Here is an 11,301-nt window from a genome sequence, read left to right as displayed (position 1 = left end):
GCGGGCCTGGGTTGGTAAGGACATCGGTCCGATCGCCAAGCCCAAGGAAATCCGCTTTGGTGACAATTTGCCAAAAACCCGGTCTGGCAAGATCATGCGGCGTTTGCTGCGCAGCCTGGCCAAAGGCGAGAGCATCACGCAGGACACCTCCACCCTTGAAAACCCGGCAATTCTGGATCAATTGTCTAAAACGGCCTGAAGAAAGCGGTTAGCGGGTGATTAAACCCGCACGGCTGCCCTTCCACCGATCTTGGAGAGATAATCCACCAAATGCTTTGCGATCTGGTTCAAAGGCAGTACCTCGTCAGCAGCCCCCAAAGCAATCGCCTCGCGGGGCATGCCAAATACAACTGAGCTGGCCTCATCCTGACAAATATTGTAGGCACCCGCCTTCTTCATTTCTGCCATGGCCACCGCGCCGTCTTTGCCCATGCCAGTCAGCATGATGCCGATGATGTTGCGCGCGCTGATTTCTGTGCCTGACTTGAACAGCACTTCAACAGACGGTTTGTGGCGGTTAACGGGCTCACCGTCCTTGAGATGGCAAATGTAATTGGCGCCGCTGCGCGCAAGCTGCAGATGTTTGTCACCCGGGGCGATGTAAGCGTGGCCCGGCAGTACGCGCTCGCCCTGCTCAGCCTCTTTCACGGTGATTTGGCACAGCTGGTTCAATCGGTCGGCAAAACTTTTCGTAAATCCGGCAGGCATGTGTTGCGTAATCATGATGGCGGGCATGTCTTTGGGCAATTCAGTCAGAATGGCCCGCAAAGCCTCGGTTCCACCCGTGGACGAACCAATCAGCACCAGCTTTTCTGTGGCGGCAAACCGGTTACCCAGGGCCAGGCCAGTCTGCTTTTTGTCAATCGCGTCGGCCACTGCGGCACGCACCTCGTTGGGGTCGACGCGGTTGGTCAAGCGGCGCAGGCGGTAACGGGATGCATGCGCCGCGCGAATTTTGTCGGTGATGTCATTGGCGTAATCAATCATGCCCTGGCTAATGTCGAGTTTGGGTTTGGTGACAAAATCCACAGCTCCCAACTCAAGCGACCGGAAGGTGACGTCCGCATTGCGCTGGGTCAGCGTGGACACCATGACCACGGGGGTAGGCCGAAGGCGCATGATGCGCTCCAGAAATTCCAGACCATCCATTTTGGGCATTTCAATGTCCAGCGTGATCACGTCGGGGTTGTGTTTGATGATCAAATCACGGGCAATCAGAGGGTCTGGGGCTGTGGCCACCATTTCCATGTCAGGCTGAGAATTGATGATCTTGGTCAACAAATTGCGGATCAACGCTGAATCATCCACCGCAATGACTTTGATTTTCTCCATGCCTCAAACTCCTCAAAAAAAGGTGATGTCACCCGTCACAGGCTGTTCCTTCAGTTGCCTGCTGTATTTCTGTTCCTGGGCTGCAACGCCGAGATCGGCCTTGGCCACTTTCTCGACACGCACCGCCCCGGTGCCTGTGTTGAACCGGATCCGCCGGCTGTGTGAACCATTCAGGTCACTGGCCAACAGCTTGATGCGGTCTCTCTTCAAAAAATCAATAACGAACTCGCTGTTTCTCTGCCCCACGTTTTGCTGGGTTATGACGCCGGTCATGTTGGCGCCACCGAACACCTTGGCCACCAGGTTTTCACGCCTGGCGCCCAGCACAATCAGGTCGTTGATTACGCGCTCCATGGCAAACAGGCCATAGCGCAAAGGCTTGGTCTGATCCCCGAGATTGCTGGCGTGGGTGGGTTCATCGGGCAACATGAAGTGATTCATGCCACCGATGTGCAAGGCTTTGTCCCAGATGCAGGCGGACACACAAGAACCCAACAGGGTGCAAATTTCAACAGGTTTGCGAGACACATAAAACTCGCCCGGCATGATCAGTTTCACGCCTGGCTCTGGCTGATCCAGCAGGTCTCGCAAACGCTCTGCAAACACAATCAGCCCCGGCTACCGCCAAACGCTGACATGCGATTGCCAGGCTGGTTGGAAAAGGACTGATCGGCGTTCACGGTGTAAACGGTTTTGCCTTTGAGGGTGAAATAGTCTCGCGCCATGGCAAAGTTTTCAGAGTGACCGGCATACAGGTAACCGCCTTCATTCATCAAGGGGCCGAAGCGCTTGAGAATCTGAAATTGAACGTCCTTTTCAAAATAAATCATGACGTTTCTGCAAAAAATGGCGTCAAAGCCACCACGAATACCCCAGTTGCTCTCCAGCAGGTTCAGGCGTCTGAAGGTAATCAGTGCCTGCACTTCAGGGCGCACACGGATCAAGCCTTCGCTGTCGCCCGTGCCCTTCAGAAAATACTTGCGCAGCAATTCGACGGGAATTTTCTCGACTTGGTCCATGCGATACACGCCTTTGCGCGCATGCTCCAGCACCTTGGTGTCAATGTCGGTGGCCAGAATGTGCACTGGTGGGCGCATGCTGTTGAAGGCCTCCATCGCGGTGATGGCCATGGTGTAAGGCTCTTCACCGGTGGACGCAGCGCTGCACCACAATTCAATTTTGTCGCGCTTGGCCAATGAGGTCAGCTGGCGCGCCAAAATATCAAAGTGGTGTGCCTCGCGGTAAAACGACGTCAAATTGGTCGTCAAGGCGTTTGTGAAATGTTCCCACTCCGGATTGGACGTGCTGTTTTCCAATGCATCCAGATATTCCGAAAATTTGTGTTTGTGGCAGGCCCGCAAACGTTTGGCCAGACGGCTGTACACCATGCTTTGTTTGCTGGGGGCCAGTGAAATGCCGGCCACCGACAGAATCATGGCTCGCACGCGCTGAAAATCCTTGTCAGTGAACAGGAATTCTCGATCGACGTGATCGTCGGACAACAGGGATTTGCGTGTAAGATCCACCGCCTGACGGGCTGTGGCCACCGCGCTGTTGGACAGGGCTGAATACCGGTCTGACTTGAACAATGAAGAGGTCATTTTTGCGCTCTGAAAGTACCCCCCAATTCGTTCAAGGACACCGTTTGGGGGGAAGGTCTGCCTATACCCTCCATGTTCCGATAAGATCGTATTTAACAAGCAAGGATTAAACGCCGTTATGTACGCCATATTCGGGTTTACCTTGCACACATAACTAGAAAACAGGGCATTGAATGAGCGACTCAAGAGGAGGCATTCCAGCATCGCTGCTGGACCTGAGCGGCTACATCCATGAGGGGTTGAAGGTCTTGTTCGTTGAGGACAATGAATCCGACTTCGAGCTGATGTGCCGCAACCTGAAAAAAGGCGGTCTGAAAGTGGCAGCCACCCGAGTGGACACCATCCTCGACTTGCACGAACGGCTGGAACACGAGGAATGGGATGTGGTCATCTCAGATCACCGGCTGCCCGGCTTCAGTTCGGAAGAGGCCTTGAAGCTGGTGCGCGACAGCGGGCTGGACATTCCCTTCATTATCGTGTCAGGCAGCATTGGAGAGGACATGGCGGTAGAGGCCATGCGCGCTGGGGCAGACGACTACCTGATGAAAGACAAGCTGGCCCGCCTGGTGCCCGCGGTCGAGCGGTCGCTGAAGGCGGCCAATGAACGTCGCAGTCTTGCTGCTGCCGAGCGGGCTCAGCGCGACAGTGAACAACGTTTTGCCGCCATCGCAGAAAACATTCCCGGCATCATTTTTCAAATGCAATCGGGGACGCAGATTGGCAAACCCACAGTGCCCTTCGTCAGCGAGGGCGCACTTCGGATTTTTGGTCTTTCTCCGCGCAACTTTCTTGAAAACCCACGCATCTTCTTCGAACAATTTGAAGACGACGACGCATCCAAGCTGCACGACGAGCTGCTGCAAGCCGAACAAAACAACTGCACTTTGAGCTGGGAAGGACGATTGAAGTCGCACGGCAAATTGCCGGAACGTTGGGTCTTGCTGAATGCAGTGGGTCGAAAATTTGACACAGTGACGCACTGGGATGGCGTGCTGCTGGACATCACTGAAAAAAAGATGGCCGAGAAGGCATTGATTCAGTCCGAGGCTGAAATTCGAAGCTTGAGTGCGGAATTTGAAAAACGACGGGAAGCGGAGCGCGGTGCCATTGCCCGTGAAATTCACGACGACATGGGCGGGTCGCTGACCAAACTGAAAGCCGACATTGCCTGGATGCACAAAAATGAAACCCTGAATACGGCGGGCGTTGAAAAGCTGGACGACATGCTGGAGCTGGTGGAGCACTTGCTGGCCAGCAGCCAGCGAATCGCGAAAGACCTGAGGCCCGGCATTCTGGATTATGGGCTGGTGGCCGCACTGGAATGGCTGCTCAATGACTTTGAAAAACGCAGTGGGACCAAGACTGCCTTTCGGTGCAATGTGGATGAGCTGGCACTGCAGGGCGAGGCAAAAACCGCCCTCTTCCGCATCTTGCAGGAATCGCTGACCAACATCGTCAAGCATGCGCAGGCCACGGAAGTCGATGTAGAATTGTTCGTCACTGAAGACGAAATTACGCTGGAAATACGGGACAACGGGGTAGGTATCGACAACGCCGACAAGCTCAAGCAGACCTCATTCGGTTTGCGTGGCATGCAGGAAAGGGTGTCCGCCTTCAACGGCTGGGCGGATGTGTCGGGCGCGAAAGGCGCAGGCACCACGGTGATGGTCGGAATCCCGAAACAACAAGAAGGGGACAGGGACAATGATTAAGGTATTACTGGCCGATGACCATGCCTTGCTGCGCGGCAGCCTCAAGCAGCTGCTGGAAGACACTGGTTTTATTGAAGTGGTGGCTCAGGCTGGCGACTACCCTGAAATCATGAAGGCCATCAATTCCAACCCGGCCATTGAGCTGGCCATTCTGGACATCAGCATGCCCGGTAAAAACGGGGTGGATGTGGTGAAAATCTTGAAGGACAAACGCTCAGAGCTGCGCATTTTGATGCTTTCCATGCATCCGGAAGACCAGTATGCGGTGCGGGCACTGAAGGCCGGTGCGTCTGGTTATCTCACCAAAAACACGGCACCTGAAAAGCTGGTGGACGCCATCCAAGTGATTGCTGCAGGCCGAAAATACATCACCCCAGAACTGGCCGAATCGCTGGCAACGCACCTCACAGACGACTCAGACAAACCGTTGCACTCCACCCTCAGCGACCGGGAGTTCGAAACCATCCGCATGATCGCCTCTGGCAAAAAACTCAGTGAAATTGCCGAGGCCATGGCGCTCAGCCCGAAAACGGTCAGCGTTTACCGGGCGCGCATTCTCGATAAAATGAAAATGAAAACCAACGGGGAACTTACCCGCTATGCATTGGAGCATCGGTTGATCTAAATCAACCGGCATTTTCCATGAAAATCAGTGATGTTGCCAAACAACTGGGCTTAACCCCCAAAACCATCCGGTTTTACGAGGATCAGGGATTGATAACCCCGAAGCGCGCAGATTCTGGTTCATGGTTTAGCAAGGGCAAAAATCGCGTGTTCAGGCAAGAAGATTTGTCCAGGCTGGATTTTGTCAAGAAGGCCCGCGAACTGGATTTTTCAATCAAGGAAATCCAGTCCATACTTGAACATTATGATCAAGGCCCCTCCTGTGGATGCGGAGCGCGAGGCAAGGTCGATGAGTTGTTGAAACGCAAGCTCAAGGAGGTGCGAGAACTTCAGCACGGCCTTAAGAATCTCGAAGAAAGACTGCTTGAGATTCGCAGTAACAATGCAGCGATTGCTTCGCGATTTGATAATGCGCCAAACGAACCCCATGGCGAGTTCCTGATCGCAGACTATATCTTGCCTTTGTCCGATGGTGAATCAAAGAATGATTGACATTCCAGTCACTGGAATGCTCAACATAACAGGCGGGAATATTCCCCGATACTTTGAAGGAGATCGTTTATGAAAGTGAAGCTGTTTGCAGCCGCAGTTGGTTTATTTGGCTTGGTCAGCGTTGCCATGGCAGCCTGCCCACTCTGCTCATAACTCACTAAATGACCGGGTCCGCCTGGGCCCGGTTCTGGATTAGCAGCAGGAACTGTCTTGCTGAATGGGCGGACATTTCACCGAACCATACGAGCAAAAAACACAGCAATCGCCTGGTTTGGGCTTGATCATGGCATTACAGCCTGGGCACTGGAAGAAAAACTGACATGCGTCAGTGGGCATACTACAAGCGGTGGCTGTACCACAATTCGGGCACGTCAGCACCGATTCAAGTATAAGGTTGTTCATGGCTTGGGCTCCTGTACATTCAAACAAACCATGGTGTAGCAAGCATCACCAGCGCAAGCAAGGCGATCCCCCAGAATGCCATTTTCTGGCCTTTGCTGCATGCCTCACAATCAGACCTGAGCTTGAACATGCGGTAATAAGCAAACGCCAGCAAGCCGAGCGTAATGACGATAAAGGCGGGCCGATAAGGTTCCAGTGCCGCGAAAATGCTCAGCGAGGAACTTCCGCCCACACCTACTGCAAGCAACAAGAGCGGGCCAAGGCAACAAATGGAAGCAGCGAATGCAGCAAGCGCACTGCCGATCAGGGTGCCGGTATTTTGAACAGATTTCATGTCGAACTCTTTGAATGCAGGGTGAGGCTGGTATTGTGAAAGCCGTACCCTAGTACGGAGTCAAGAGGCATGAATCACAAACACACATTGACCATAGGTGGTTTGGCCCGGGCAGCAGGCGTGAACATAGAAACGATTCGCTACTACCAGCGTGTGGGCATATTGGCAAAACCTGACAAACCAGTGCAGGGTGCACGCAGGTACAGCGAAAACGACTTGAAACGGATTCATTTCATCAAGCGTGCCCAAGCCCTCGGTTTTACCCTGTCCGAGGTGGCCGACTTGCTGGCATTGAGCGGTGCCAGTGCTTGCCGGGAAACCCGGACGGTGGCACAGATCAAACTTCAATCCATTGAAGCACGCATTCGCGATCTGCAAAAAATGCAAACCACCTTGCTGCAGCTTGTAACACGTTGCAATGAAAGCGACGATTCGACCGGTTGCCCGATTATTGAGGCTCTGGTGAACATTGAATGACCGGGGCTAAGCATTCAACGGGGAGTTCTATACAGATCAAAGATAATTGAACAGACTCAACTTGGATGTGCTTGCAAAGCTTTGTTGCGACGCCTGTAGTTGCAACTGCCCCTGCGACAACTCACTGATTGCTTTTGCATAATCCAGACCGACCGCCTCAGTGGCCACGGTTTGTTGCTGTGTGCTGGCTGCGTCATTGATGGTACTCAGCGTATCGGCTTCACGCAGGCGCACACCCACCTTGGTGCGGGCCAACTGAAGGTCGTTGAACACCTGGTCCACATCGCCTGCCTTTTGACGGAAAGCCGCTGCGAAGGTGTCTGCGGGCGTAGCACCTTGCTGACCATTTGGATAACCAGGGTCACGCAACAGGGCCACTGCGTCGGTCAGCGTCTTGAAGATGTCTTCGCCGGTTTTGGAGTTCACAAAAGCGTCGTTGCCGGTGATGTTGGTGTCCAGCGTTCTGCCATTGGACACTTGAACGGAACGGCCTGTCACGGCCTGCGCTGCAGCTTGTGAAGTGGTCTCCAGAAAAGAGCCGGTGGAGTAGCCTGCGTCACCCGGCATGCTAAACGGTTTTTTGTCCTGGTATGTGCCTGAAAAAATAAAATTGCCGGCAGCGTCCTGCGAGTTGGCAAGACCACGCAACTCGTCGATCTGGCCTTCCAGATCTCTGGCAATCACTTCGCGATCGGCCGCACTCAATGAGGCATTGCCGGCCTGAATCATGCTGTCTTTGATGGATTGCATGACGTTGGACGCTGAGCCCAATGTGGTGTCCATCTGGGTCAGGTCATTGGTCACGTATTTCAGATTGTTTTGGTAAGCATCGATTGTTTTGACAGCCGCCTGAGCACCCAATGCAGTGGCCAGCGCCAGCGGATCATCGGAGGGCTTTTGCACGCCCACACCGGTGGACAACTGGCTTTGCAGCTTGCTCAATGCGGCTTGCTGGTCTGTCATCCGTTGAGTGGTTGTCTTGAAATACTGAGTGGTGCTGACTCGAATGTTCATGACGCAGTGCCTTAGTTAAAGATGCTCAAAATCTGGTTAAACAGGTCTTTCGACAATGAAATCACCTTGCTGGAGGCTTGATACGCCTGCTGATACTTGATCAGGTTGGCGGCCTCTTCGTCCATGTTCACACCCGACAAACTGTCGGTTTGCTGTGTGATCTGGCTGAGCACGGCGTTTTTGGCCTCGCCTGCCACCTTGATTTCCCGAACCTTGTTGCCCACCTTGCTGACCAGTTGGTTAAAGGCGTCCGAGATGGAGACACCCGAGGCCCCGTTGGCCTGATTCAACAGCCGCGTGGATTGCAGATTGTTCATCGCCAGCATGTTCTCGTTGTTGCCCACGCTGGGGTTGGTGGTCGATGAAGCGGCAATGGCAGAGGGGTCTTTCAAACTGAGTTGAATGTTGGCCGCGCCGTCCCGGCTTGGCATCAACACAAAGCTGTCACCTTCAGACGGAGCCGCATTGGACAGATTAAACGACAGAATGGCTGCGCCCTTGGCGTCCTGAATCTGATAGCTGCCCGCCACCACAGGCACCGGCTGAAATGCCTGTGTTGAGCCTGCTTCACGGTATTGCGGTGCGCCACCAATGATTCGGACCTCATAATCCACACCGGTCAACTTGCTGTAATTCACCTGCGTAATGGACGCGTTTGTCGGGTTACTGGTGCTGTTGTATTGATTGGATACCACCTTGGCGATGTTACTCAAACCATTGGTGGAACCCGCAAACGAGAAAATGGGCTGACCTGCAGCGTTATTCAAATCCACGCCCGCCGCTTGCACGGCATTCACCTGATTGCCGACCTGCGCGGCCAGTGTGCCCAGCGTATTCTGATATTGCGCCAGTTCCTGATCACGAAACTGCAGCAAGCCAGACAGTGCACCCGTACCCAGGGTGTTGGAATCATAGGTAATCAGGCGCTGCTGACCATTGATGGTCGCGAGCGAGCCCACCAGCAGGTTTTGTGGATCTGACGGGTCAACCTGTGCGGCCAGCTTGAACGGCGTTTCCTTCACGACCAGGGGTTGACCGTTGGACAAAAACAGATTGACCGAGCCATCAGACAGATTGACCCGGGTCACCTGCACTTGCCCGGCGAGGTCCGAAATCAGCTTGTCGCGCTGATCCATCAAGTCATTCGGGGAGCTGCCGGTGGATGAGGCGCTCTTCGCGGCCACGACCTGCTTGTTCAGTGTGGCCAGCTGATTGACTGCATCGTTGATTTTGGTGACCGAGTCGTTCACGCTCTGATTCACGGCGGTGCGGATGCCGTCCATCACATTGTTCAAAGAATTGAACCGCGCGGCCAAGGCGTCTGAAGTGGACAAAAAATTCTGGCGGGCAGACAGGTCGGCCGGATTGGCAGACACCGCCTGTGACGCTGCAAAAAAGTCGCTGAGCGCAGTCGACAAGCCAGACGACGTGTCGCCAACGCTGGCGTCGATTTTGCCAATCATGGTGGACTTGGAATCGTAGAATGCAGCGTCCGAGGAGGCCTGTTGCAACTGGCTGTTCAGGTAATCGGAATACATCCGGGTTACCTCTTGCACATTCACGCCTTGCCCCACCAGAATGCCATCGCCGTTGGACGTGGCCGCGCGCGCTTGCTGCACCACCTGCTGGCGTGTGTAGCCCACGGTGTTGCTGTTGCTGATGTTGTTGGACGTGGTGGCCAAACCCGCTTGCGCGGCATTCAGCCCACTCAGTGCTATTCCGTAAATCGAGTTTGACATAACCGGTTGTCCTGTACGCTCTTATCGGTCTTAACGACTGAATTTCCGCAAAGTTGAGGCCTGATCGAAAGGAGTCAACGGTGCATGGGCTGTGGGCGCTGCAGTTTCCTGTCGCAACTGCCTGGCAATTTCGCCAGCCAGCCCCAAACCCTTGCCTGAAATGGACTGCACAATTTGCTGATCAAACATGGCCTGATACTGCTTGGAGGTGTTGTCGCCCAACAAACCACCATCGGGTGTGGCCTGTCGCATGCTTTTCAGGGCCCACTGCAAAAACACGGATTCAAACTGAACCGACGCCTTGTCGATGGCGTCGTTGAATTCCTTGCTGCCTTTCTGGGCTTTGGTTTCGTTTTTCAGGTTGTTCAATGCACGTGAGTCGAAGCTCGAATCGATCGAGCCCGACACATTGCCAGGGTTGATTCCCAGTGGATTGACCATCAAATCACCTCCAGTTCAGCCTTCAGACTGCCCGCCTGTTGCATGGCTTCCAGAATCGAAATCAAATCGGCAGGGGTTGCGCCCAGCGCATTCAGGGCTTTCACCACGTCTGACAATTGCGCGCCACCCTTCAACTCAATCAATTGCCCCCCCGCCTGAGAAACCTCCACGTTGGATTGCTGCGTCACGACAGTTTGCCCCTGTGAAAAAGGCGCAGGCTGCGAAACCACGGGCGTGGTGGAAATCTTGACGGTCAGGTTGCCGTGGGCCACGGCACAGGGCTCAAGCGCCACGGCCTGGTTCATCACCACAGAGCCTGTGCGGGCGTTGATGATGACCTTGGCTGTCGCGATGGATTCGCTGATGCTGAGGTCTTGAACACGAGACAAGAAAGCCACGCGATCGTCGGGCGATTGTGGAGCGCGCACGCGCACTGTGCGGCCATCAAGCGCCTGGGCAGTGCCGTCGCCAAAGGTCTTGTTGATTGCAGCCACCATCCGGGTGGCGTTGCTGAAGTCTGTGCTGTTCAATTCAAGCGTCAGGGTGTCACCCAGGTTAAAGGGCGAGGCCACGGCCTGTTCAATTTGCGCACCATTGGGAATTCGGCCTGCCGACAAATGGTTGATCTGGGTTTTTGAACCGGAGGCGGATGCACCAGCACCACCTACAACCAATTGGCCTTGAGCCAGCGCGTACACCCTGCCGTCTGCACCCTTCAGGGGTGTCATCAGCAACAGGCCACCGCGCAGGCTTTTGGCGTTACCCAGCGAAGCCACAGTGACGTCCACGGTTTGGCCAGGCTGCGCAAACGCGGGCAAATTGGCTGTGACCATGACAGAGGCCACGTTTTTCAGTTGCATGTTGGTGCCGGGTGGCAGGTTGACACCCGATTGCTGAAGCATGGAGATAATGCTTTGTGTGGTAAAGGGCGTCTGCGTGGTTTGGTCACCTGTGCCGTCCAGACCGACCACAATGCCATAGCCGTACAACGGGTTTGAGCGCACGCCCTGAACCGAGGCCAGATCGCGAATGCGCACTTGCGCAGTGGCTTGTGCGGGCATGGCCGTCAACAGGCTGCTTGCCACGGCCAGCGTGGCAAAAGCGGATTTGAAGAAGGAGTGAATCTTGATCAT

At 54.6% G+C, this 11,301-nt stretch carries 14 protein-coding genes; 5 read left to right on the top strand and 9 right to left on the bottom strand.

Annotated features, from left to right (window positions below):
• Positions 1-199, top strand: a 199-nt coding sequence (locus QQJ87_RS09330) for an AMP-binding enzyme (RefSeq protein WP_431310091.1), incomplete at its 5' end; no start/stop codon positions are given.
• Between the two features lie 20 nt (positions 200-219).
• Here the strand turns inward: QQJ87_RS09330 and QQJ87_RS09325 are convergent.
• From QQJ87_RS09325 to QQJ87_RS09315, 3 genes are read right to left on the bottom strand one after another with little or no spacing between them, the layout of a single operon-like run.
• Positions 220-1,332 (bottom strand): protein-glutamate methylesterase/protein-glutamine glutaminase, encoded by a 1,113-nt coding sequence (locus tag QQJ87_RS09325; protein ID WP_284281397.1) that lies wholly within the window; start codon positions 1,330-1,332, stop codon positions 220-222.
• Between the two features lie 12 nt (positions 1,333-1,344).
• Positions 1,345-1,938 carry a chemoreceptor glutamine deamidase CheD gene (locus tag QQJ87_RS09320; RefSeq protein WP_284281396.1) on the bottom strand — a complete coding sequence of 198 codons (594 nt, stop codon included), beginning with the start codon at positions 1,936-1,938 and terminating at the stop codon, positions 1,345-1,347.
• A gap of 2 nt (positions 1,939-1,940) precedes the next feature.
• Entirely contained in the window at positions 1,941-2,933 is a 993-nt protein-coding gene (locus tag QQJ87_RS09315) for a CheR family methyltransferase (protein WP_284281395.1), read from the bottom strand.
• Positions 2,934-3,106: 173 nt separating this feature from the next.
• On the opposite strand from QQJ87_RS09315, the gene QQJ87_RS09310 reads away from it, so the two are divergent.
• From QQJ87_RS09310 to QQJ87_RS09300, 3 genes are read left to right on the top strand one after another with little or no spacing between them, the layout of a single operon-like run.
• Entirely contained in the window at positions 3,107-4,645 is a 1,539-nt protein-coding gene (locus tag QQJ87_RS09310; protein WP_284281393.1) for a hybrid sensor histidine kinase/response regulator, read from the top strand.
• Positions 4,638-5,270, top strand: coding sequence for a response regulator (locus tag QQJ87_RS09305; protein WP_284281391.1), 633 nt, complete (start codon positions 4,638-4,640; stop codon positions 5,268-5,270). Before QQJ87_RS09310 ends, QQJ87_RS09305 begins: the two co-directional genes overlap by 8 nt.
• Positions 5,271-5,287: 17 nt before the next feature.
• Positions 5,288-5,761 (top strand): MerR family transcriptional regulator, encoded by a 474-nt coding sequence (locus QQJ87_RS09300; protein ID WP_284281390.1) that lies wholly within the window; start codon positions 5,288-5,290, stop codon positions 5,759-5,761.
• Positions 5,762-5,953: 192 nt separating this feature from the next.
• Here QQJ87_RS09300 and QQJ87_RS09295 read toward each other — a convergent pair whose 3' ends face one another.
• Together QQJ87_RS09295 and QQJ87_RS09290 are read right to left on the bottom strand one after the other, a co-directional pair.
• Positions 5,954-6,163, bottom strand: a complete 210-nt coding sequence (locus tag QQJ87_RS09295; protein ID WP_284281388.1) for a GDCCVxC domain-containing (seleno)protein — start codon at positions 6,161-6,163, stop codon at positions 5,954-5,956.
• Positions 6,164-6,182: 19 nt separating this feature from the next.
• On the bottom strand, positions 6,183-6,497 hold the full coding sequence (locus QQJ87_RS09290; RefSeq protein ID WP_284281387.1) for a mercuric transporter MerT family protein: 315 nt from the start codon (positions 6,495-6,497) through the stop codon (positions 6,183-6,185).
• A 69-nt stretch (positions 6,498-6,566) separates the two neighbouring features.
• Between QQJ87_RS09290 and merR the strand changes: the two genes are divergently transcribed.
• Positions 6,567-6,974, top strand: a complete 408-nt coding sequence (gene merR, locus QQJ87_RS09285; RefSeq protein ID WP_284281386.1) for a mercury resistance transcriptional regulator MerR — start codon at positions 6,567-6,569, stop codon at positions 6,972-6,974.
• Positions 6,975-7,010: 36 nt separating this feature from the next.
• On the opposite strand, the gene flgL is transcribed toward merR, so the two are convergent.
• Genes flgL through QQJ87_RS09265 form a run of 4 tightly spaced genes read right to left on the bottom strand, consistent with a single transcriptional unit; the run spans position 7,011 to position 11,301 of the window.
• Positions 7,011-7,988 carry a flagellar hook-associated protein FlgL gene (flgL, locus tag QQJ87_RS09280; RefSeq protein ID WP_284281385.1) on the bottom strand — a complete coding sequence of 326 codons (978 nt, stop codon included), beginning with the start codon at positions 7,986-7,988 and terminating at the stop codon, positions 7,011-7,013.
• Between the two features lie 11 nt (positions 7,989-7,999).
• The gene (gene flgK / locus QQJ87_RS09275) at positions 8,000-9,727 is read right to left on the bottom strand and encodes a flagellar hook-associated protein FlgK (RefSeq protein WP_284281384.1); all 1,728 of its coding nucleotides are present in this window, start codon (positions 9,725-9,727) and stop codon (positions 8,000-8,002) included.
• A 30-nt stretch (positions 9,728-9,757) separates the two neighbouring features.
• Positions 9,758-10,168, bottom strand: coding sequence for a rod-binding protein (locus QQJ87_RS09270; RefSeq protein ID WP_284281383.1), 411 nt, complete (start codon positions 10,166-10,168; stop codon positions 9,758-9,760).
• Positions 10,168-11,301, bottom strand: coding sequence for a flagellar basal body P-ring protein FlgI (locus tag QQJ87_RS09265; protein WP_284281381.1), 1,134 nt, complete (start codon positions 11,299-11,301; stop codon positions 10,168-10,170). The genes QQJ87_RS09270 and QQJ87_RS09265 overlap by 1 nt, the downstream gene beginning before the upstream one ends.

It is taken from the genome of Limnobacter litoralis, assembly GCF_030160455.1.
In the GTDB taxonomy this organism is placed as follows: Bacteria; Pseudomonadota; Gammaproteobacteria; order Burkholderiales; family Burkholderiaceae_B; genus Limnobacter; species Limnobacter litoralis.
This window is presented reverse-complemented; position numbering and strand designations above follow the sequence as displayed.